Consider the following 21,817-nt stretch of genomic DNA (forward strand, 5'->3'; position numbering starts at 1 on the left):
ACGATTATGAACGAACAATTTTTTAAAGACCGTGCCAAGATCGTCCGGGAGATTGCCGATAAGGCAGACCCGCTTACGAAAAAGCGCTTGCTTGAACTGGCGAACCGGTACGAGGGCAAGCCTCGTCCACCAACTCCGCTGCCATTGCCCGCCGTTCAAATCACAAGCCAAAGTGAAGCATGAAAGGCATCAAAATCAGCGAAGAGCCGTGCCCGTGACCCGCCCAGAACCGGAAACAGGCGGTGGCGCTTAAGGCGTTGGTTTCTTAGCAGAGTAATCGGCGGCGTACCTAGCTTAACTTCGCACGTGGCCATACCAAGCAGCGCCCAACGTCCTCCTAGAGACTTGAGAGAGCGGTCTCGACTATTCTGATCTCTTCCTCAAGTTCGGTCGAGATTCGGTCCAGATTGAACCCGGACGAGGCAGCGCTCATCCGATTCTTCGCCAGCATCCGATTTCGATGGTCGCGTATTTCTTCCAAGGCCTTTCGATTTTTGAGTGTCGAATAGCCCGCCACGATATGTTCAATCGCCTTCGTCACTGCGCCCTCGATCCTGGCGATACGCCGGTACATGTATCACTCAGCCAACCCGAAGATTTTCGGCCGACTCTTTTCCCCGATTGGCGACAATTTCGTAGCTCACCTTGGCGCCTTCGTTGAGACCACTGAGTCCAGCTTTCTCGACGGCAGATATGTGGACGAACACGTCCTTACCGCCTCCATCAGGTTGAATGAATCCGTAGCCCTTTGTCGGGTTGAACCACTTTACCGTGCCTGTCTCCAACGTCGTCGCTCCCCTTTTGATTTGCGGCGGCATCTTAAATTCAGTCTGGATTGCTCCGCAAGCCAAAACCGTTATTCGCTGCCCTCGCGCGGGAGCTCAGGCAACAGCCATCCACAATTCGAATGCGAGAAACAACCTCCCGACGTCTGCTTAGCCTCCGAAAACTGACATGCAGCAATCGCTGCGGTATGTCCGAAAAGTGCCGATATTGTTGAAAAAGTCGAAAATCGAACAACCCAAAAAATCTCGCGAAAGTCCATTTCGGGGCTTCTCTGCTGCTGTATCGCCAGTCAGCAGCCCTACGAAGACCGGTGAGAGATTTTGGATGAAGCGACATGGTCCCTCGCGTCGCCGCGCGCAAACCGCATCAGTGGCTCTAAGAATTTTCGTTCGTCACCCCAAAAAGACTTTTTCAACAATATCTGCCACAAGCAGAACAATGGCCATGGGAGCCCGGCCCTGCTATGTCGGCTTGTGTCGAACGCGTGCCAACCGTCGCAACGCAAAAATCGCCCTTCCGATGGTCGCGGCGCCGAAGTTGCACACGCGTTGCTCACGCCAGAGCCGCACTGCTCTCGACGAAGAGTCGCGCTGACTTTCGCATCATCTCGTCTATTGATCTGCAACCTGAACATTTGGAGTGTCAGCTCGCACAGAAGTCTGCAAGGCTGCCGGGTCCACGTTCTTCCGCAGCGACCATTCGACAAGATTTTTTGGCCGATACGATGGATCCTTGCGCCACCTGTCGAAAACGCTGATATCAATTGTCTCGTTAACATTGATATGAGCGCCATCATCGCGCACTTGGGGCGCCTGTCCTATCGGACGGTAGTAGGCTCCTTCGAATATTTTGTAGATCCCCAAAAGAAATGGACCATACGAGTCGACCGCGGGCGAACGAAGCAAATCTCCGTCTAGCTGAACCTCAGACCGGAACGTAAGTCCGTGCGATTCTGCCTTCTTCATCAACCACAGCAAGGATGCCTGAGGAAGCAAGTCAGTCGGATAGCCTCCTCCGACATTTGCATGAGCACCTGCGAACCAGCGCTGCTCGACTGACGTCAGTGCTCGCCGCGGCGGTCTAATGATGTCGGTCGGGTCCGTACGATGAACGTCCCAAATAGTCGGAGCGAACTTTTTTCGGTGCTCGTCGATGGCTAACGCATGGTATGCGTTGAGGATCGGTAATCGCAACCCTGTTTGCAGATAGTCAAATTTTGAACTGCTGATACCTGTAAAGTCACCTGCTTCGATGCCAATCGACCCAACGGTGTCCCAAACTCCAACGAAGTTCACGTAAGCGAGCTGAGAATATTTCAAAAGCAATCGTTCTTGATCGTCTATCTTCTCAGAGTGTGCAACCTGCATGTCTCTTAGCGTCCAGATGGTTTGCTCATCCACTCGCCTGTAGCGATCAAACAGTTCTGTGACACCTATGGGCGATCCGGCTTTCAAAATACCGTCGATTGCGATCAATCCAGCTAATGCTCTCGCAGTGTAGGCGCCCCGGCTAAAGCCAAAGATGAAGATTTCGTCGCCAGCATTGTAATTCTCAACTAGCCATTCGTAGGCAGAGCGAATGTTCTCATCGAGGCCTTGGCCAAAAGCCCCTCCGATGAAGCCGTTTACGCCCAGCCCATAGTAGATCAGCTGCGGCGTACCATCGCTTCCTTTCGATGCGCATAGCGCTCGCATACGCCATACGTTTGTGTTTGTCCCGATGCTATTCCAAGTGCCATCGAGAAAAACCGCGAGACGCTTTTTCTGCTGCTGCTCTGAGCCGTTGAAATCCGGCTGATTGCCTGTTTTTTCTGGGGGGCGTCCTATGTAAATGCCGACACCTATCATCGCGGCGATGCCAATGAAAATCAGAACCTTATGGCTAATCCACCAGATTTTCCGCAAAACGGTCATGGCTCGACGCCTTCGAATCGGATGAAGAAAGCGTCATAATACAGCTGCGCGTACGCGGTGGGTAGTGCGCGGTCCATCGTACAACTGGTTTTGGACCATTCTTCACGGTTTAGGCCTGGCCTTGGCGGCAATCCGGTCGCGAAGAGATAGATTGCAGCCGCTGCTAACGATAGCGAGAAACAGAAGTCACCGTCATGGCTCGAACGGCTTGCGCGTTAGCCCCTCGAATCCGGGGCAAATGCCAAAGCGCCATCCTTGTCCGCAAAAAAGCGACCGCTGAGATTGCGGCGTATTTTCTGCGGGCCGAGAAGCTCAATCGTGATGTTTGCATCGGCAAAGAAGTCGCACATATATCCCGGACGATCAGTCGCCGCCTTGCACGCAACCTTGTTGAATTCGTTGATCTCGGTCGACTTGACGCCGTTTTCGGCGCGCATGGCGCGATCAAACGCGTTCTTCATCTCGCCCTGCGATGGCTCACCTCCGGAGCAGGCGGCGAGTGCAAGGCAAAAGGGAACGGCAAAGACAGCAGGACGAAAGGTCATATCGAAGTCCTCTTGATGTGAAGATTGTTTATTGATGAGCCAAATGAAGCAGCCGTAGACGTGAGGTCTGCCTGATGGAAAGTCGCCGTGGCGCTAGAGTTGCGGGGCGCGAACGTCAATCTTGCGTTCCATGTCACTTCGCGAATCCTGGAGCGACGCGATATCGTTCGTCAGATTGGTTGCTGCCCGGTAGGGATCCCACAACTCCAAGACCGCCCGACTGACATGCCTCGGCGAGGCCCCCGTCTGCAACGACATGCGAACAACCAGGCGACACGGCGCACTCTGGATTCCCTTGAGCTTTTCTTCCAAGGCATTCGTGTTGTCGGGAAAGCTGACGGCACAATGAGCGTTTTTTCCACCCTTCACCAACGTCGAGGTGTCGGGAAGCCACCCACCTGAATAGACCAGGACGCTTTCAGACACTGCAGGCGGATTGAGGATGATCGGGTCCGCGCCGAATTTCTCGCGCACTCTTGAAATCCAATCTTCGAACCTTGGCTGCTTCTCCGGCCGATAGGACACGAAATATTGCATGTACACGAGTTGATGCCCGGAACCAGGAGAAGAAAAAACGAGCCGGAAATTCTCTTCAGCGCCGTCCGGCGCTGCCTGACTGGCTGACAGCGAACTTCGGTAGGTGAGGCCAGCTATGTCAGTTGTAAGGCGAAGGCCCGACGGACACCCGGACTGCGGACAGGGGTCTTGAATGTAGAGCTTGGTAATGCCCGTCTTGTAGTTGGTGTAAAGTGCCTGGCCGAACTCGTCCGCCAGCTCCGGCGTCTCGCAATTATTGAACGCGTCACAGGTCTTCCCGGGAACCTTTCCGGGTAAATACCGCAGCAAGGCTTGCCTGGCTTCATCAAAAGACTGTCCAATCGTGATGCCGAAGAGATCAGACGGAATGGATGCCGGAACTCCGTCGTGCGCCGGAATTGACGAAATTGGTTTAAACGCTTTTTCGGTGGAAGCGTCGACCTTGGGTCGCAGATGATCCCAAAGTCCAGCCGCCCATGCGGACCCGGAACAAAAAAGCAGAGCAACGGAAACGACCAAAGGGCCACGCCAACGCGTCATCGAGCAAAACTCCAAACTTCAATGACAAGCTTCATAAATGCAAATTCATAGGATCAAGTTAGGCTAGCCTCTCGATCTTGCGTTTTCGTATCAACGCATCGTTAGCTAACTCGACCGGATCGTCGAAGCTGGCAGAGACATGGCGCCAGACCGGTCGCGTTTCCCATGGATAATCGTGAATTTGAGTTGCTTGTCTGCCCTCGCGCGCGGACGGCGCGATTTTCTGATGCCTTTCGCGGGTTGCCCGTTGGCTTCGACGGCTGGCCTTCAATGCCCAAATGATTAAAGGCTTCCTAGCTTCTCTGCTAAAAGTCTCAATCGCCGTTTCGTTCAGTATTGAGAAGGAGATCCTAACATCTTCCGCAATGTTGGGAGATTAGCATGTTGCTCGGACGTTCGCGGATATTGCTGGCAGCGATCATTGCCATTCTATTTGGTCCTCCGGATTCCAAAGCCTTTGAAAGATCGCTCCGCCCAGCTCGTGGCGACGCATGTAGATCGCTACCGGCGGACCAGGAGTCGTCTTATTGGCGGTGCCCTGGCCCGGCTGGATTGAGTTTCAGCTACTTCGATCACGTTACACTGGGCGGACTCGCATTCGGTCTTGCCGGTCGCGAGCAGGCGCTTACCGATGATTTGAGCTGGACGCCGGCTCAAGACGGCCTCGGAAGCCGAGTTGAGTGGCACACAAAGGACGGGCGGCCGTTCGCCGCGATCGTCGCGCGATGGCGGCAGATCGATGGGGCGACGGTGGCACAAGCCGTCGCCGAACTCCTGGTCATCAAGGTTTCCGAACGAGGGGGGTGTCTCGTTGCGGCGCTCGCAGCGCTGCGGCGAAATGCAATGGCAGACGCGGGAAGCATGGCAGATCGCCTGGCTCCGTCGTTTCGATGCGGCGTCGATAAGCCTGCGTTGGAGGCGGACGACGAACTGTTCGGGATGAGTTCGGCGAAAAAGCTGGACGCATCGTTCGCTGAAACGGAGACGCTCGATCACAACGGTTCGCTGGTGACACTCGCTCGCTCCAACCAAGAACAGATCGAAATTCGCTACACCGAGCCTCGGAAGGCACTGCAGATCGATCCGGGTACGGTCCTGTTCCGAGGCAGGATTTCGGCAGGGCTGATCCAGGGGGAGGCTTTCGTATTCAAATCCGGATGCGCCCCCGCGGGCTATCCCGTAACCGGGCGCAGAACCGACGGCATTCTCGTACTATCGGGAGATGCCCCCCATCGAGGACCCGGCTGTGAAATTGCTGACGCATCGAAGCGCTCAAAACATTCGACCTTGATCTTCAGCTACGAACCTCTGCTGAATTCACACCGAGAGATCGCCGCGGCCGGCCCCGCAACGGTGTCGGAATGCAGCCGATGCATTTCGGCTTCGATCACGTCGATCGAGGGCGTCGGCACGGAACATGCTTTCGTCGAGGCTCGTATCAGCAAGCCTGACATCGAGCATTATTGCAGCGACGAGGGACTCGATACCACGGCCGCTCAACTGGCTGAGTGCATCCGCGACAATTCCACCAACCTGCGCAAGACGCTGCGCGCCGAGGCGAACTGTGCGGCGCTGACGATAAAACCTGTCAGCGGCGGTAGTTACAAGTTCCTCGCCATGGGCGAGGACTATGGTGGTCGCGCTCCTACCTGGACGGACTTAACAAGCGGAAAGGTCGAATGCGGCGCACGCGCTTGCAACGGTGCCGTTGCGACCACGGATTTCACGCTGCTCTGTCCTGCCGCTATTCCCGGATGGAGCGGGCGGCATTATTGACGGCGGCGGCTGTCGGTTCGGTCAAGTGTGCCGCACACCTACCGTTCCGCATCCGCTTTGCGCCTATTGTCGATTACCCCCGACGATGCAGGGCAGTGTCGGCAACGAGGCGCGCGAACGATTGCCCGCCTAGAGCGCACGCCGGCAATACGCGAGGCGCTTGCGGATGTCAGCAGCCGGAGGCTTGCCGCCGAGGGGTGATCCAGAGTCGTGTTAGCGGCCGGCGACGTCGGCTTAGGGTCGATTGTGTTGAAAAACTCGAAAGTCGCGGTGCTCCGAAAATCTCGCAAATGTTACGCATTGGCGATTTCAGCCGCTGCAAGGCTCCGTAGGTTCGATACGAAGGTCAGCGATCATTTTGCGGCAATTGATGTGCTCCCTCACCTCGTAGCGAGAGAGACGCACCAGCGGTCCTGAGAATTTTCAATCATCGGCGAAAAAGGACTTTTTCAACAATATCGGTCAAAAGCGGACCTGGCGCCCATTTTGCCAGATGTCTGCTTTTCCCGCAAAAGCGGACCAACAGACAAGCCGCGATGCGGGGGTTACGCGAATTGAACGCGCAACGATACGGGTCCCGTCAAACATAAACGCTGGTTTGTGCTTTAAGACGGAGACTTGCGGCGCTGACTTGGAGCCGCAAAACTGTTAAAGCCAAGGACGCACGCAAATTCGCGCTTTGCACGCCTGCGCATTGATCGGGCCCAACTTGCAGTACGAACTGACGCCACCTCGCAGTGATATTAAAACACAGCATGCTCCTGGAAAGTTGAGAACATAGCGCTCGATCCTGGCTTTCACTGGGACTGAGCCTCAGGTGGCCATGGTCGGCCACTGGCTATATCCGGATGTCTGGGCTCACTTCCGATCCTGCCGGTCTCGTCTCGGATTTCGTCGATTTCCACGAGGCAACGTTTTGCCAGCTCCGCTCTCGGTCCTCCACTGGGTATCATGGCGAACAGCCTCGCGCGGATACTCGCAAGCGGCTCTCCGACCTCCGTATGCCAGACGCCGTTATCGCCCAACGGACGCCGCGCAATCGCCAACCCACGGAGCGTGTACATGACGTTCCCGGGCGACGACAAACCTTGAGCGCATGCATCAAACAAAGCCATAAAGATCGATTCGTCGACCAACTCGATCATGGCTCTTTCGAAGATACTCCGCGGATTATTCTCTCTAACGTCACGATAGTGTTCTGTCAGTTTCGCGCGAACCTTGGGAAACTTCCTGGCCCAAGCTGCGATTGTGTGTGCCATTTGAAAATCCGAGCTTGTCGAGACTTCCCCGCGCGCCAAGTGATCCAGCATGGCTAGCGCCGCCTGTTCGGTATCAAGTCGACGCGCAGCCCCACGCCACCAGCTTTCTCGGAAATAATTTGAGTCCGCCGCAGCCAATCCCTCCAGCACATTGAGCGCGGTATCTCCCGGACTTTGAGGCAACGTTTCAAAAAGTCGCCTCAACGCGTGCGGCTGCCGGTGCTGTTCCGGAAGCATCCTAACGGCCTTCAGAACGTCTTCCGGCTTGTCCGAGAAGGGAAACAAATCGATCCAACCCATCAATTCGCCTCGGTTGTCGTCTAATCGCCAGGTTTGCTCCCGAGCTTCCGAAAGCAACGTTCGCAGCCCCTCCATTAGGACCGCAGCTGGAATAACCTCCCCCGCCCGAGCTGCTGCTGCCAGAAGGTCGCGCTTGACCGACACGGGTTGGGGGAGCGCCAGAAGTCTGCACAGCTCGCTCCGCTTGTCACCGTGAGGCAAACCGAATCCAATCCCGGCAAGACCAATCGCGTGCCGCTGCTCAGCGTCGCTTTTGGCAGGATCTCCGAAAGTCCTAACCTCATCGAAAATCCATTCGGCAAATTCAGACGTCGGAAGGGGTCCGTCTGCGCGCGCGCTTCGTAACGCTTTATGGTCCGGGTAGTGCGTCCAGCCACCTAGAATTGGCTTTTGTTCAGCGACACGACCAGCCGACCAAATCTCATACAGAGCGCGCGCGGCATCAATTCCCCAACGAATGTCAGCCAAGCCGCGCTTTAAAACGAGATTAGCGGCCGCGTCGGGCATTGCCGCAAAGGCAGAGGCGTAAATACGGGTATTGATCATCCGGTCCGCGTCGGGAGCAGACAGATCGCACTCGTTTAGTCGCGCTAGGGCTTCCGCCAGGTTTGGATCCGCGAGCCTGCCGACGGCACTGGCAACGTTAGAACCCGCAGATCGATCAAGGGGGGTCGAGTCGCAAAGAACACCGATCCAACGCTCGACTAGTTTACACAGCTCCACGCGATAGACCGCATCTATTGGGGGCTTGTCGTCGCCGACGTCTCGTCCATGCCGGCGGAGGAGTTCCGCAAGCAGGCTAATTCTCCGCGAAACAGCGGTTTCCCCATGAGCAATCAAAATCGGCCAGAACACGTCCGGGCGCGTCGCGGTCAACGCGTCTTCAACCCTACGAAATTGGTCGTAAAGCGGAGCAGAGCCGCTCGGAAACAGGGTCTGAATCTGGTCATCGAGCGCAAATAACAGATCGAATAGCGCACTGACCGTATTGGGGCCAGCCACGCTAGCAGCTGCGTTCTGTCGCCGCGGTGTCGCATCGGATCCGAGCGCAGCCTCCTTAATCGTATCACTGTCTATGGGGTCGACGGAATCGAGGAGGTCGCGGGTATCGTAAGGTAGCGGCTTGTCGTCGAGGATACGCGCCAAGAGACCGCGCCCAACAGCGCGCGGATATGCGGCATGAGCGCGAGCGATTGCATGCGTGAAATGTAGGTCGGTGAAGCTTTCGTCCGCTGCTTCGATAAGCGCAGCTATCTCCTCCTCAGCATCCGTTGGCTTCTCATGCACAATTCGCTCGAGGCGTCGGATTGGGTCGGTCTCCCGGTCCCGCACCTTCGCGCGTTCGCTGACGAGCCGCGCATTAAGTTTTTCGCTCGCCAAACGTTCGGGATAGCCTTTCTGCGCCAACTTCTCCCAGACTTGGTCGCTAGCTACCTCAAGGATTTTGCTAACGTGCTGATCTCCGCGGCGAAACTCGAGCGCTTCAACAATAGCGACGACGACGTCGGGATCGGGATCGTTGACCGCAATAGTCGCGGCGAGATCCATACCGTCCATCCCGCTATGGCTAGCGATTTCGCTTAAGGCAAGGCTTCGTTGCCGCGAGGGTAAAGCCCGCAAACGAGCTTCACGATCCGAGCCCAACACGCCGGGACGAAAGCGTCCAGCTGCACGAAAACATTCGAACTGGACTTGGTCGTCGGTGCTGCTCGCAAGAGGCCAAATTTGATCCGCAAACTCGGGCTTCCCGGACACGGCCATAAATCGGACGGCGCGGTCAATTGCACCGGGGCGATGCCAGCGGTTTACAAAGCCCAGTATACGATGCCGCAACAGCGCCCAAACTCGGTCCGATGCTCGGTCCAGCATTGCCGCGGCCAGAATTGGATCAATGGCCAGGGTTTCCTCAATGGCCGCGGCGACTGCCGCACTCCCCTGCTCATCAGCACGCGAGAGGCGATCGCATGCGAACAAGATCGATTCTTCCCAGCTTGGTCTGTCCAGGACGTCTTGGCGTAGCTTTCTACGGGCATCCGCCTCTCCGGCAGCCGAGCGGACCATCAAATCCACTACTTCGGCGGCTGCATACCATTCCTGAAACAATTGATGTTGAAAGCTTACGTCTCCCAAGGGGCCGCTTTTGCGAACGACAAGATGAGCGTTCACCAGGCCATCAACGATTTCGCGCGGCTGGGGCAGAGTAGTGAGGAAAACTTGGCCGTTCGTGACCAAAGTCTGAACGACGCTTGAAACAACGCGATTTGCTTCGCTGTCTGAGATGGCCGTATTCGAAGTGCGGTTTGCTTCGGCGGCGAGACCGGCCAACAGCGCGTTGTGCTGTCCGAACGTGTGCAATCGCTCCGCTTTGTCGCGCGCGAGCTCAGTTTGCTCAACAAACATCTTGAGCACCGCTTCCTTCGTCTCTGGAAACGGTCGGCCCTCTGGCAATGCCAACAGAGCATGCAGATATAGCGGATTTTGCACGAGCTCGCGCAGGCCGGAGGTCCGCCAAGCTCTATCGAGGAGATCGACGCCACGTTGCCCGTGTTCGGCAAGAGCCAGCTCCATTTGCTGATCTTGCGAAAGTGGCTCGACCTCGAAGATTGGCCCGGAAACTGGCTGCTCTTCCCGCCGAGAGCTAATCACCATCCCGAGCTGGGGGTAATCGCGTTGAAGCGCCTTAAGATCGCCGATTGCTCGCATCCGCGCTGGTGCACCCAATTCGTTCCAGCCGTCCAGCACAAGACACAACCGACCGTGATATGCGAGCTGCATCAAGTGCTGTCTGCGGAAGACGCCGAACGCATTTCGTCGCAGGACCGAATCAAAGAAATCCTCTTGTCGGTTGGCCCACTCACCGAGCGGCACGAGCACCGGAACCGGACAATCAGACCAGGCCATGCACTCTGAGAGCTGAACGAGCAACGTCGACTTGCCGATACCGCCCGGCGCAACGATCGAAACGGGCTCAGCAAGCATGACGACCCGTGCGAGCCCATCAAGCGGCACAAACGAGTTCTGGTGGCCACTGAGCTTGATCGTGCGGGCGATCGTTCGCTTTGGGTGACCATGAGCGGCTCGGAATGCTTGAATATCAGCTTCCGAAGCTGCGCGAAGTCGTTGAGCAACTATATCGAGGGCGTCGCCGCTCGGTAGATCAAGTCCCCGCAGAAATTCTTCGTCTGCTGGATCGAGCTGCTGCGACGGCTTTACTTGCCCAAGCGGTCTACCGGCGGATATCGCACCCAAGGCCCGCTCAATGGCGTCCTTTTTCCATCGATGCAACGATTCGACCGTGTAACGCTCATCGTCCGAGTCGATCAATTTCGAACAAGTTTGACAGAGCCAGATCCCGTTGTTGCCGCTTCCCCGCTCAGCCGGCGTCATCTTTGGATCATAACGCTTGCCGTTCGGGGCAGCCGCCGCGATGTGAGCGGCCACTCCAACATTGATCGTAGCGTCTTCGCGTATCGCCGGTCCCGACGTCGAGCGCACGCAATCGGGATTTGAGCAGTGGTGCCCAACCCTCGCTGCAAGCGTTCGGATAGTCTTCGCTGAGAAGTCGTCGCGGCTGGTCATTTGGAAACGGATTCGCTGAAAGAAGCTTTATATAGGAAACTGGAGCCGTAGCGGGAATTCCGACCACGAAAAACACGACATGCATTCGGAATTTTGCAAATTTTGCGAACGGGCCTTCGCGTTTCGCGAACCCGCGGAAACGGGGCCCCGGGGCGGGGGCCGGCCCTCTGCTCGCCAGGCGCAAATCCTGAATGAGCCGCGGCGCTAATGCCAGCGCAGCGACACAATTGCCAGCAACCAGGTGCGCGGCGCGCGCTGTTTGTCGATTCAGTGGACCGTAGACCATACGCGACTTCTCCAGAAGCGATGGAGGCACGGCTTGGAAGTATCTGGGGCGCCAAGAGAAATTTGGAGCGGGGTGAAGGGGCTCGAAGCCTCGACCCGATCTCGGCAAGGTCGTACTAACGGGGATTGCCGAAGTGGGCACTCTAAAAATTCTCTATCCAGTTGATGTTTAAACGAAAATTCAAAGCCGTTGTCACCCGTGGGGATTGTGGAGACGTCTAGTCCGATGAACACCGGCGAAACCAATGGCAACGAATTTCATCGCATACTTTCGAGTTTCGACCGAACGCCAAGGCAAATCTGGGCTCGGCTTGGCGGCCCAGCAGCGCAAGATCACCGATTTTGTCGCGAGCGCTGGCATTCTGATTGCCGAATTCACTGACATCCAGTCTGGTCGCGACGACAACCGTATTGAGCTTCAGAAAGCACTGGCGCTCGCAAAGCGCGAAAACGCAAAGCTGATTATCGCCCGGCTCGATCGCTTCTCTCGTCGTGTCAGTTTCATCGCCAACATTCTGGAGCAGGGTATTGGTTTGGTCTGCGCCGAAATGCCCAATGCGACAGATTTCCAACTGCATATCTTCGCTGCCCTCGCCCAGGAAGAACGCCGGCTGATCTCCGAACGAACGAAGGCAGCGTTGGCTGAGGCAAAACGTCGAGGCAAAGTTCTTGGCGCAAATGGAAGGAGTTTGGCCGCGAAGAACCGCAGGGCTGCTGACGACTTTGCAGTCTCACTCCGCGCAAAATTGGATGCGGGTTTGATGGGGCGGCCTTACAGTGAGATTGCGCGGCGCCTGAATGATGCGGGGATCACGACGGTGACAGGCAGTAAGTTCTACCCGCAAACCGTCAAGAATTATTTTCAACGGTTTAGCACGCTTCGATGCGACAAAACCTAATACAAGTGATGAGCGGCCCAAAACAATCGAAAAAGGCGCTCTGTTTCATTTCCTATGGCTGGTTGGGCTGAGGCCAATTCAACGAGCTCTGGCGGTCTGGAGCAGCGTCACGAAGCTGTCGATAAGTCGCACTCACCAATAATCTGGGTTGCTCTCAATGAGGTCCGTGATTCAATGCGCTGATTCGCAACGCACCGGGCGCCTTCATGACTACGCAGCGAGAAATCGTAAAAGTCGGGCTGGCTGTATTGCATAAGAACAGATTGCTATTGGTCCGAAAACGAGGTGGCAAGAGCTACATCTTACCAGGCGGCAAGCCTGAAGCGGGAGAGAATGACGTTGAAGCTCTCTATAGAGAGATCGATGAAGAGCTAGGCTGTTCAATGAATGGCGAGTCTCTCGTTTTCTTAGGAGCATTTTCGGACACAGCTGCCGACCTAATCGATACCATCGTCGTCGTTCGACTTTACTGCGCCCAGTTGGTGGGGGCGCCTAATCCGAAATCGGAGATCGAATGCATAACGTGGTTCTCACCCGAACAAGATTGTGACGTAACGCTGGCTCCCAGCATCCAAAACCACATCCTGCCATTCCTTCGGTCGACAGGCCGACTAGGCGTCAACGGGTAGTCCAGCGAAGTATTCCGGACCGTGCGCTGTTCGCAGGTCCATTCTCACGAGTCCTTGGTTTTCGGACGTCTGTGCAAGCTCTCGTGCGATCAGTTCATCGAGAACAAACTGACCTACGTATACGCGCGATCCAAATCTATCCTTCTCGCAAAGGCCGATAGCAGCGGTTTTGCCAACGCCACAATAGCCCGTGAGTCCAATTAGCCTGGGCAACTCACTGCAGCTCTATGCTCAGTATGCAGAAATCGTCATGAAGCGCGTCCTTGGATAAGGCGCACGGCAAATCGCTCGAAGTAATGTAGGTCACTAGAACGCGCTGCACGTCCCCTGTGTATTTGTTCGTCTTTGGATCGAACTCACGGAGCAGCAGTGTGTCCCCTTCCTGAAAGGAACGATCTGTCGCTCGCCGCAAGTCGTGTTTCTTTTTCCCGGTACGTATTGCTCTGAAGAATTCAGGCCAGCATTTCAGAACATGTTCGACAGGAGGACGATGTCGTTCCAGAATCTTGTCAAAAGTCGTCTTACTTTCAACCATTGCTATTGTCCTATTCAACAGAAGCGATTTCCAGATGATCCAGATTGAACTGGAAAGCATTCTCGGCTGTAGGAGGCTTCAAATCCAAAAGTTCAAGCTCATCTACAACAGTCGAAGGTAACGCTTCGGGTGGCACTGACGTCGAGTTTGGCTTTGAAAGTACGATGTCTCGAATTCTATCGAACTTGCGGCCCCGCTGCAGCTCTTTGACGAACTGTACGCATATTCCAAGGATTGGCCTTATTTCGTCGTCATTCAAATAGAACCCCGGCGAGCCACAATCAATATAAACGACTCCTGCCACCGGACTTTTATCAAAGTATCTCTTTTCAGGTTCAAGTATTGGAATCGCCAGAACAAAACTAACTCCAGGAGCCATCGATCGGGGCGCGAGAGGATCGAGTTTATCCATCGTTCCTCGCAATGCTTCCACGCTCACACCCTTCCGCGACCGAACAATTTTTCTGCAACGGTACGCTAATCCGATTGTCATCGTTGATGTTGGAAATGTTCGGGCTGCAGTCGATTCTTGGGAGTCGATTTCGACTGTTCCCGCGTAGTCAGCAGTTTGCTGAAGTAGCTCTTCAGTCCCAACTACCATCGTACGGTGCAGAGTAACCCTAAGCCTTTCGGCCTTAGGGTAGAGGTGCAGAATGGCACCCGTGACCGCACTTGAGATGGCCGTTCCTAGGAGCGCGGTCGGCCCCGGCAGATATTCTCTCCGCCAATGAGCGCGAACCTTATCGTCTCGAACCTTCGCTGCTTGGCTTGTCGTGCCAGCGAAGTCGAAATAGCCGCCAGTCCAACAAATAGCATCCGTTTGGAGAAAGCTATTCCTGTTCGCGCTTATATATTCATAGATGCCCGGATCGAGACAGCGCTCAAGCTGAGCGCTTCGGTTCACGCCGATGCGGCTAATTGTGTAATTGCCACCTATTTCATGTTTCCTCTGAAGTACGTCTTCCTTCTCTATCGATGGAACAAAGCCACCACATTTGTAAAGCATATAGACCAAAAGCCGGTTTTGAAATGAGATACGAATGTCTGGTGCACTAAGCAGACCTGCGATCCGTCTCTCTTTGCAGCGCAGAACTACGTTTGTGTCCCTGCGAAGTCTCCTCTTAAGCTCAGACAGGGCAACACCGAACTCATGCCCGAATTCTGATTTCTGCAAGCGCTCGAATTCGTCGAATAAACCGGTGGCTCCGCTAGCGCTAGAGTGTTTGAGATCGATAGCCTGAAGGTGCTCAACCAACTTTGGCTTGTTAGCGAAGAGCTCATCCAGGATACGGTCCTGTCGATATTGGGATATTCGAAGGCGGAGCAAATCGATCATCGCTCCATCGCCTTGACCGACAATCAAAAAGGTCCGCCTGGGCGAGTCCAGCGACGGTTGCGCTAAGGCTTCATTTCTCCAATATGAATGCTGCTCACGCTCACTGCCCTCAATACCGAAGCCAGTCGCTAGAACTATTAGATCGAACCTTACTGCCCCACCTTCGTTCGATCGATCTTGATCTACGTGGGTTGTCCCATCAGGCGCTCTCCTTTCGCCCACCCATTCGATTAGAAGGCCACCCTTTCCATCATCATAGATTTCAACGTGCCGAGCATTACAGAATAAGTCAACTTTCTTAACCGACGCGAGACGTCTCCACTCGGTGAGTATCTGAACCACGACATCTGAGGCACGTGCTGCCGTCCAGTTCATCACAGGAAGCATAGCAACGCCCGACTGACTGCCTTCTTTGGGCCAATCGTAAATATGAGGGTGGAGCCAACGCGCGTCGCTTCCCTGCTGCAAAGGCATTAGAACGTCGCACTGCTCCAGAACGGTGATGTGGGCATCAACGCCCTTTTTCAGCAGACCTGCAGCAACCGTGAGGCCAGCGAACCCGCCGCCTATCACAGCTATTTTAATCGAGCGATCGCTGACTTGGTCGCAGGTCACGACGCCTTGTTCGACAAGCGCGTAAGCCAAATTCAGAGCTCGGACTTGCTGGCTCCAAACGGTCACACCGGTGTCGAAAGCGCCCAACAAATACAAGGGCCAAGCCGCAACTTTAGAATGCTGCAGAATTTCAGGAGAGCCGGTCATGTTAGGATCACTCATATGCGTTGCCAGGTTGGGACAACCTAGAGTGTATATTTGGCAGGCGATTGGCGCGAGCACTATTTTAGTGTCGGCCTTACTTCAGCTGGTTGACTGCAATTTCGATTCGCGTCGCAAACTTTGCGCCGGCTCAACTTACCTTCTCAGAGCGGTTTCGATAGCCACCCAGGATGCGAGGATTCAATCTCGGTAAGTCCATTCTGTAACAGCAGCGACTGAATCAAAGATCGCTTCTACGCCATTGGCCATTGGGTCCGTCGCAGAAATACGCCCTTCCGCCCACTTTAGCCAATCGCCGATCTTCCGACCGCCTATTTCCTTCTCAGGATCAATATCGGTCTGCTTCATTATCTCCAGAAAGGCTCGAGCGATTTCGAGCTGTCTCCAATCGCCAGCAAGCTCTATGAAGTGCCGCCAGCGGTTGTTATCGCGTTTTTTGCGTTGTTGCTCTTCGTAGCGCTGTCGCTCAACAATTTGACGCTGCCTCTCAGCCTCTTCTCGGTTCCGTCGCTGCTCTACCAATAGAGGTCCCGCGGCAACCAAGGTCGCCAGGATATCGGGCAACAACTCTTCTAAGCGTTTCTGGTCGCTTTCAATCCACTCTTGGCGCAACCCGGCCGGGAGATAGGTCTTTATCGAGAAGACTAATTTGCCGCTCGGTAGGAGTTCTTGGACTATTTGCCGATCCCGATAGAGCCAGTTCTTCTTCTCTTCGGCCGTCGGCGGGCGTCGAACCTGCTTTTGCTTTTCGCGGAGTTGAACCTCTAATTTCTCGCCTTGCAGCTCGATCAAAAGTTCTCGCCGCTCCCCTTCTTTAATCCGAGCTCCCTGCTTCTCAAGGACCTTGAACAGCGTATCAAGAATTAAGTGCTGCCGCTGCGCGACTTGTGTTAGCTCGCCAGGATCGAGATGCTTCTTCCGCCAAGGGTCTCGCTCTCGTCGGGCCTCTTGCTTTCGGAGCTCTCGGTCAGCTAGCCATCGCGCTATGATTTCGTGCGGCCGATTTAGCTTCTCCGGCACCTTGATTTCCGCCGCTAACGTAGTTTCGACGGCCTCCCTCGCTACGATCGGAAGCGCTGGCTCTTTTGGTGCGGTCGGGGTCGGAGATATTGTGACCTTCAAAGGCGTGGACTCGCCGGCCACAGGCAATCTGTAGGTAACCACCTTCTTGCCCGCCGCTTTCTTCGCCCAATGTCCACGTGGCGGATACGGAATGCTGAGTTTATCGCAAATCTTGGCGAGGCCGTTTCCGGTAATGCCGTAGTTGTCGGCCAACCGGCTCATCGGAGTTTGCCAAACTTGTTGGTATAGCTCGTCGCGAGTTACGGTGACCGGCTGTTTTTTGGGGATTTCTGATCCGTCCATCTCGTTCCCCCATCAAATGCAACAAGAGCGAATGATGCATCGGGACCTTCAACTTCGCTTTGCGTACTGGTCTGCCAAAACTCTAGCTCGTTTGTTAGATTAGTATCTTTCCTCACCGACCAAACCCGGTGGAACCTCCATCGGGAAATTTTCGCGGCGAAGAGTGACCCGTTTGGGATCTTTTAGCTCCCGTCCACAGCGCCTTCGTCGGCCGGCAATTGCATGGACGAACCATCGGGTCGAGCCATCTCGAAGACCGGCTCTTTCCCGCTAACCTTTTGAATGAATTTGGTCGGATTCTCCGGGTTGACGAACAGCATCATGCCGTTGCCGTCGCGGAAAACGACCTCAAAGTTCTGATCGTTGGGGTCGACCGTCAGCCGCAATTCCTTGATCAAGCTCTGCAGCCGCGCAGAAATTTGGGCGCGCAGCTTGTACACGTCGCCACCCCTGCTGGACCGGATGCGCTCGATCAACTCTGACACCTGATCTGGCTTCTTGTAGTACGTCAGTGCTGTTTCATCGAGCACCGCAATCTCGTGGCTCAGACGCCTCAGTTCACTCTTTGCTGCTGCAAGGTCTTGTTCGCGCTTCTTGATCCTTCCAGCCAGGAATTCGCTGTCGAAGTCCGCCATCTTCATGCCGATGTCGTACGAGCGCTGAAGTTCGTCTTCCAGAATTTTGGTCCTGCCTTCGGTGGCTTCCTGCTGAATGACGAGTTCGGCCCGCTTATCGGTGTGCTCTGTGGAGCGGACCAGCGAAGCCAAGTCGAGCTTTTCGACGAACTGAAGGAACGTTGTCTCGAATTGGTCGTACCGCCACCGGCCAGTCATTGCGCATTTGTGATTCCGAAGCGCGTTCGAGCAGACCAAGTATGAATGTCCTTTGGGCGGCGTCCCTTTGTTTTCATACTGCATTGGCTCGCCGCAGTAGGCACAGACGGCCAGCTTCGAGAACAGGTTGGTGTAGTGCTTACCCTTCGGGCCGCCGCTGCCCTTTTTTCCCGGCTCGGGCTTCGTCCTGCGTTCTAACCGGCCACGCTGCGCCGTTTCGAACGTGGATTGATCCACTATTCGCGGGAAGTAGTTGCGAACGGGATCTCCGTCCGGAATTCGCTTGCTGCCGTCCATGCGATTTGGCTGAAATGTGCCGATCGCTGCCCCACTGCTCAAAATCTTGTTGACGGTTGATTCCCGCCACCCACCCTTGCCGGTGAAGGTTGGAATTGCATCTGCATTTAGGCGCCGAACGATCTTGTAGGTCCCGATTCCCGAGGCAGCTTCATTAAATATTCGTCGGACGATCGCAGCACGCTCCTCGATCACGTCGAAATCGCTGCGGTCGGGCTTGAGCAGAAGCCAGCTTGGACATCTCGCCGTCAGCTTTTCCTTGCCTGCAGTGGCGCGCTTGTCTTTCCACGCTTCGGCGAGCCGATCGCTCTTTCGGGCAGATTCCTCGTTCGCCCGGCTCATTTTGGCTATGGAGATGATCAGATCTTCAAAGCTGACCTTCCCCTTGAACACCCGCTCGTCGTCTAAGGTCACGAGGATCAGACCGGATTTCACGATCTCCATGAATGGTTCGAGGGCCATCATGGGCTCCTGACGGCTCATCCGGTCGAACGACTCTACGAGAAGATAGGACCCCTTCTCGATCTTTCCCTCCCGAACGGCTTCCAGAAAGCGACCGAACGCTCCTGAAGAGATATTTTTACCGGAGAAGGCTGAGACACCGATGTCGTGGAGATTGAGCTCCTCTACCAGCTCAAGGCCATGGTCTTTGGCATACTTTCGCGATGCCTCTCGTTGGCGACGAAGGCTATCCCCCTTCAGCTGGAGATCGGTCGACATCCTCACGTACGAGTATGCCTTTGGCCGTGGTGCTTGGGGATCTGTAACCATCAGAATCGACTAACATTTTTTGATTCAATTGTCCACCAGATACTGATGATCGGCTCGCCCGGCGCCGGCAAGTCGATGCTGGCGGCACGGCTGCCGTCGATCCTGCCGCCGCTGTCGCCGTCGGAACTATTGGAAGTGTCGATGATCGCTTCCGTCGCCGGCGAAATCCGCGACGGCGCATTGACGGCGCGGCGGCCGTTTCGCAGCCCCCATCATTCCGCCAGTATGGCGGCGCTGACCGGCGGCGGCATCCGCGCCAAGCCCGGTGAAATTTCGCTGGCGCATCAGGGCGTGCTGTTTCTCGACGAATTGCCGGAGTTCGATCCGCGCGTGCTGGACTCACTGCGCCAGCCGCTGGAGAACGGTGAGGTCGCGGTGAGCCGGGCCAACCATCGCGTCACGTACCCTGCGCGCTTCATGCTGGTCGCGGCGATGAATCCGTGCCGCTGCGGCCATGCCTATGAACCCGGCTATTCCTGCAAGCGCGGACGGATCGACCGCTGCACCGCGGATTATCAGATGCGCATCTCCGGTCCGCTGATGGATCGCATCGACCTGCGCATCGAAGTCCCGGCGGTGACTGCCGCCGACCTGATCCTGCCGCCGCCGTCCGAGGGTTCGGCGGAAGTCGCCGCACGGGTAGCCGCTGCGCGCGACATCCAACTCAAGCGCTACGCCGCAGCCGGCATGCCGCAGGTCCGCACCAATGCCGAAGCGCCGGCGTCGCTGTTGGAGACGATCGCGCAGCCGGATGCGCAGGGCCAAAAGCTGCTGCGCGACGCCGCCGACACCATGAAGCTGACCGCGCGCGGCTATCACCGCGTGCTGCGCGTCGCGCGCACGCTCGCCGATCTCGACGGCGCCGAGAAAATCGGCCGGCTGCATCTGGCCGAAGCGCTGTCGTACCGCGCGCTGGCCGAGGATCTCCGTCGGGCGGCGTGATTCCCGACGTAGAACCGTACATTTCGAATTGGATCTCACTCGCGATAAGATTGCGAGGTGGTCGAGACGAGGCCTCTTCGCCGATCACGGAATCGCCCGCACATGATCGCATTTTAGCCCAATAACTGGGGATTTCTCAGTCGAGGGCAGGGTTCTAAAATCGGAGCCCCCTATGTTCAAGTATGCATTTGTTGCGTCTGTATTGCTCGTCCTTACGCCCACCGCTTCGGAAGCGCGTTCCGTCGGAACGATCCTCCAAGCGCCCGGCTGCAATGTCACGATGCCTTGCGATTTTTCTTCATCGCAACCAGGCCGGTCCATCGCACACACACTGCTACGATCAGAGAGGCGCTCGACACCGCGCGTCGATTACGGTCGGCCGGACGTACCACAAGCCAAAGTCGCGAGCGCCGAAATCGTCAGCGGTCGTCCCTCCGGCTGCCCACGATCTTTCTGTGGTTGCGGAGCTTCACTACGGGTCTTCGGCCGAATCGTGCCTGAATTAAACCTCGCATCCAACTGGCTTCGCTTTCCCCGAACCGCGCCTGCTCCGGGAATGGTTGCTGCGCGACGCGGGCACGTATTCGTGCTTGAGGCGCATGTCGAAGGCGATACCTGGATGGCATACGATGCCAACTCCGGCGGCCACGCGACGCGGATACATGCGCGCTCGCTTCGCGGCTATATCGTCGTTAATCCTCGCGCGGCATGAAACCGTGTGGTCGCCAACGCTTGTTTGACAGCGGCGGCCCGGAAAACGAAGTTCGGAAAATTGCGGTGTGCAAATGCGGTCCTCCAGCGTGCATCGCCTGGAGGGCTCGGCATGGTCCGATCTTGGTCAGTTAGTCTTTCGACCACTTTGCGGCTCATCGATGAACGCGACAGGCGTTCCTTTCCTGACGTTTTTACCCAGCCAGGCGACGTCCCAGTTGGTCAATCGGACGCACCCGTGTGACTCCGATTTGCCCACCTTGCCTGGATTGGGCGTGCCGTGAATGCCATAGCCTTCCGCAGACAAACCAATCCAGTATGACCCGACAGGATTATTTGGTCCTGGCTCAATCGTGAAAGGCTTCTTGGTCTTTACGCCTTTGAATTTGTAATCTGGGTTATAGCGGTAAGTCGGGTTGGCATCGGACGAGATGACTTTGACCGTACCGGTAGGGGTAGGCTTCTCCTCGCTGCCAATAGTCGCCGGAAAGAATGCAACCAATGCGCCTGAGGGATCGAAGACTTTGACAGCTCGAAGCGTCTTGTAGACTTCAATTCGGCCGATTGCTTCTGCAGGCTTGCTGAGTACGTTGGCTACAGAAATTGTATCGCCGACTTTGTCAAACTGCTTATTGGGATTCAACAACGCAAGAAGATTCTCGCTCATATGAAATCGCTCTGCAATGCCCTCGCGTGGGCTAGAGTAGCCGAGAGACTTGAGATATTTCATATCTTCCAGCTTCGCAGGCAGCTTCTTTAAGAAGGGGCCCTTCACGTCACTTTCGGTAATCTTGTAGTCGGTAATGACTGTGTCTTGACTCGTTGCCACGAGCTTGGTCCACAAATCGGGCGTCAAGGCATTACCCGCCGGCAAACCGGCGGCCAAGGCAAACTCCCGCAATGCCTTTTGGGCATTCTCGCCAAGCTTGCCGTCGATTTCACCCGGCGAGAATCGCGCACGGTCGAGGAGGATTTCCGCTTTGACAACTGCCGGGTCTAACCTGTCCTTGCTTGTCGGCTTGGAGTTATTCTGAGCATTATTGATCGCTGAAGCATCAAGGGCTTCCCCCCAGGCGGGCAAGATCAGCAAAATCCATAAACTAGAAGCTGTCACCAAGCGGCGTATTTCGCTGACGATTGGCTTGTGTCCGGGCACGGCGTTATTGCTTCTTCAAACAGAGGCCCACCGTCGGTGGGTTTGC

General features: G+C 55.9%; 15 protein-coding genes and 1 pseudogene. 5 read left to right on the forward strand and 11 right to left on the reverse strand.

What is annotated here, in order from left to right:
- The first annotated feature begins 6 nt into the window (after nucleotides 1-6).
- Nucleotides 7-183: a hypothetical protein gene (locus BLS26_RS36305; protein WP_172804621.1), complete on the forward strand. Its 177-nt coding sequence runs from the start codon at nucleotides 7-9 to the stop codon at nucleotides 181-183.
- A gap of 154 nt (nucleotides 184-337) precedes the next feature.
- On the opposite strand, the gene BLS26_RS17340 is transcribed toward BLS26_RS36305, so the two are convergent.
- From BLS26_RS17340 to BLS26_RS17360, 5 genes are all read right to left on the reverse strand, one after another.
- Nucleotides 338-574, reverse strand: coding sequence for a hypothetical protein (locus BLS26_RS17340; protein WP_092513082.1), 237 nt, complete (start codon nucleotides 572-574; stop codon nucleotides 338-340).
- Between the two features lie 7 nt (nucleotides 575-581).
- Nucleotides 582-818, reverse strand: a complete 237-nt coding sequence (locus BLS26_RS17345) for a cold-shock protein (protein ID WP_371360874.1) — start codon at nucleotides 816-818, stop codon at nucleotides 582-584.
- 579 nt (nucleotides 819-1,397) lie between these two features.
- Nucleotides 1,398-2,699 carry a DUF2235 domain-containing protein gene (locus BLS26_RS17350; protein ID WP_244541959.1) on the reverse strand — a complete coding sequence of 434 codons (1,302 nt, stop codon included), beginning with the start codon at nucleotides 2,697-2,699 and terminating at the stop codon, nucleotides 1,398-1,400.
- A gap of 215 nt (nucleotides 2,700-2,914) precedes the next feature.
- Nucleotides 2,915-3,244, reverse strand: coding sequence for a hypothetical protein (locus tag BLS26_RS17355; protein ID WP_157676477.1), 330 nt, complete (start codon nucleotides 3,242-3,244; stop codon nucleotides 2,915-2,917).
- Nucleotides 3,245-3,337: 93 nt separating this feature from the next.
- Nucleotides 3,338-4,321, reverse strand: a complete 984-nt coding sequence (locus BLS26_RS17360; protein WP_157676478.1) for a hypothetical protein — start codon at nucleotides 4,319-4,321, stop codon at nucleotides 3,338-3,340.
- Nucleotides 4,322-4,702: 381 nt separating this feature from the next.
- Between BLS26_RS17360 and BLS26_RS17365 the strand changes: the two genes are divergently transcribed.
- On the forward strand, nucleotides 4,703-6,097 hold the full coding sequence (locus BLS26_RS17365) for a hypothetical protein (RefSeq protein ID WP_157676479.1): 1,395 nt from the start codon (nucleotides 4,703-4,705) through the stop codon (nucleotides 6,095-6,097).
- A gap of 797 nt (nucleotides 6,098-6,894) precedes the next feature.
- Here the strand turns inward: BLS26_RS17365 and BLS26_RS17370 are convergent.
- Nucleotides 6,895-11,235 (reverse strand): NACHT domain-containing NTPase, encoded by a 4,341-nt coding sequence (locus tag BLS26_RS17370; protein ID WP_157676480.1) that lies wholly within the window; start codon nucleotides 11,233-11,235, stop codon nucleotides 6,895-6,897.
- 530 nt (nucleotides 11,236-11,765) lie between these two features.
- Here BLS26_RS17370 and BLS26_RS17375 point away from each other — a divergent pair.
- Together BLS26_RS17375 and BLS26_RS37245 are read left to right on the forward strand one after the other, a co-directional pair.
- Nucleotides 11,766-12,419, forward strand: a complete 654-nt coding sequence (locus BLS26_RS17375) for a recombinase family protein (protein WP_092513092.1) — start codon at nucleotides 11,766-11,768, stop codon at nucleotides 12,417-12,419.
- A gap of 206 nt (nucleotides 12,420-12,625) precedes the next feature.
- On the forward strand, nucleotides 12,626-13,048 hold the full coding sequence (locus BLS26_RS37245) for an NUDIX domain-containing protein (RefSeq protein WP_092513094.1): 423 nt from the start codon (nucleotides 12,626-12,628) through the stop codon (nucleotides 13,046-13,048).
- A gap of 214 nt (nucleotides 13,049-13,262) precedes the next feature.
- On the opposite strand, the gene BLS26_RS37250 is transcribed toward BLS26_RS37245, so the two are convergent.
- The 4 genes from BLS26_RS37250 to BLS26_RS17400 form a co-directional block, all read right to left on the reverse strand.
- The gene (locus BLS26_RS37250) at nucleotides 13,263-13,643 is read right to left on the reverse strand and encodes an ASCH/PUA domain-containing protein (RefSeq protein ID WP_092513096.1); all 381 of its coding nucleotides are present in this window, start codon (nucleotides 13,641-13,643) and stop codon (nucleotides 13,263-13,265) included.
- Nucleotides 13,594-15,681 (reverse strand): FAD-dependent oxidoreductase, encoded by a 2,088-nt coding sequence (locus BLS26_RS17390; protein WP_157676482.1) that lies wholly within the window; start codon nucleotides 15,679-15,681, stop codon nucleotides 13,594-13,596. Before BLS26_RS17390 ends, BLS26_RS37250 begins: the two co-directional genes overlap by 50 nt.
- Before the next feature lie 195 nt (nucleotides 15,682-15,876).
- Complete coding sequence (locus BLS26_RS17395) at nucleotides 15,877-17,061, reverse strand: hypothetical protein (protein WP_092513100.1); 1,185 nt, start codon at nucleotides 17,059-17,061, stop codon at nucleotides 15,877-15,879.
- Nucleotides 17,062-17,243: 182 nt separating this feature from the next.
- The gene (locus BLS26_RS17400) at nucleotides 17,244-18,911 is read right to left on the reverse strand and encodes a recombinase family protein (RefSeq protein WP_244541960.1); all 1,668 of its coding nucleotides are present in this window, start codon (nucleotides 18,909-18,911) and stop codon (nucleotides 17,244-17,246) included.
- An 84-nt stretch (nucleotides 18,912-18,995) separates the two neighbouring features.
- Between BLS26_RS17400 and BLS26_RS17405 the strand changes: the two are divergent.
- Nucleotides 18,996-19,904, forward strand: a pseudogene (locus tag BLS26_RS17405) (YifB family Mg chelatase-like AAA ATPase); the annotation flags it as partial.
- 838 nt (nucleotides 19,905-20,742) lie between these two features.
- Here the strand turns inward: BLS26_RS17405 and BLS26_RS17415 are convergent.
- Nucleotides 20,743-21,771, reverse strand: coding sequence for a L,D-transpeptidase family protein (locus BLS26_RS17415; protein WP_371360880.1), 1,029 nt, complete (start codon nucleotides 21,769-21,771; stop codon nucleotides 20,743-20,745).
- Between the last annotated feature and the right edge of the window lie 46 nt (nucleotides 21,772-21,817).

Origin of the sequence: Afipia sp. GAS231, assembly GCF_900103365.1 — a bacterium.
Lineage (GTDB): Bacteria > Pseudomonadota > Alphaproteobacteria > Rhizobiales > Xanthobacteraceae > Bradyrhizobium.

Bases quoted from the DNA above. Each gene is read 5' to 3' on its own strand.
- BLS26_RS37250 (WP_092513096.1), bottom strand. From the start codon at position 13,643: ATGCTTTCCAGTTCAATCTGGATCATCTGGAAATCGCTTCTGTTGAAT.
- BLS26_RS17395 (WP_092513100.1), bottom strand. From the start codon at position 17,061: ATGGACGGATCAGAAATCCCCAAAAAACAGCCGGTCACCGTAACTCGC.
- BLS26_RS17360 (WP_157676478.1), bottom strand. From the start codon at position 4,321: ATGACGCGTTGGCGTGGCCCTTTGGTCGTTTCCGTTGCTCTGCTTTTT.
- BLS26_RS17370 (WP_157676480.1), bottom strand. From the start codon at position 11,235: ATGACCAGCCGCGACGACTTCTCAGCGAAGACTATCCGAACGCTTGCA.
- BLS26_RS36305 (WP_172804621.1), top strand. From the start codon at position 7: ATGAACGAACAATTTTTTAAAGACCGTGCCAAGATCGTCCGGGAGATT.
- BLS26_RS17375 (WP_092513092.1), top strand. From the start codon at position 11,766: ATGGCAACGAATTTCATCGCATACTTTCGAGTTTCGACCGAACGCCAA.
- BLS26_RS17355 (WP_157676477.1), bottom strand. From the start codon at position 3,244: ATGACCTTTCGTCCTGCTGTCTTTGCCGTTCCCTTTTGCCTTGCACTC.
- BLS26_RS37245 (WP_092513094.1), top strand. From the start codon at position 12,626: ATGACTACGCAGCGAGAAATCGTAAAAGTCGGGCTGGCTGTATTGCAT.
- BLS26_RS17365 (WP_157676479.1), top strand. From the start codon at position 4,703: ATGTTGCTCGGACGTTCGCGGATATTGCTGGCAGCGATCATTGCCATT.
- BLS26_RS17340 (WP_092513082.1), bottom strand. From the start codon at position 574: ATGTACCGGCGTATCGCCAGGATCGAGGGCGCAGTGACGAAGGCGATT.
- BLS26_RS17400 (WP_244541960.1), bottom strand. From the start codon at position 18,911: ATGTCGACCGATCTCCAGCTGAAGGGGGATAGCCTTCGTCGCCAACGA.
- BLS26_RS17345 (WP_371360874.1), bottom strand. From the start codon at position 818: ATGCCGCCGCAAATCAAAAGGGGAGCGACGACGTTGGAGACAGGCACG.
- BLS26_RS17350 (WP_244541959.1), bottom strand. From the start codon at position 2,699: ATGACCGTTTTGCGGAAAATCTGGTGGATTAGCCATAAGGTTCTGATT.
- BLS26_RS17390 (WP_157676482.1), bottom strand. From the start codon at position 15,681: ATGACCGGCTCTCCTGAAATTCTGCAGCATTCTAAAGTTGCGGCTTGG.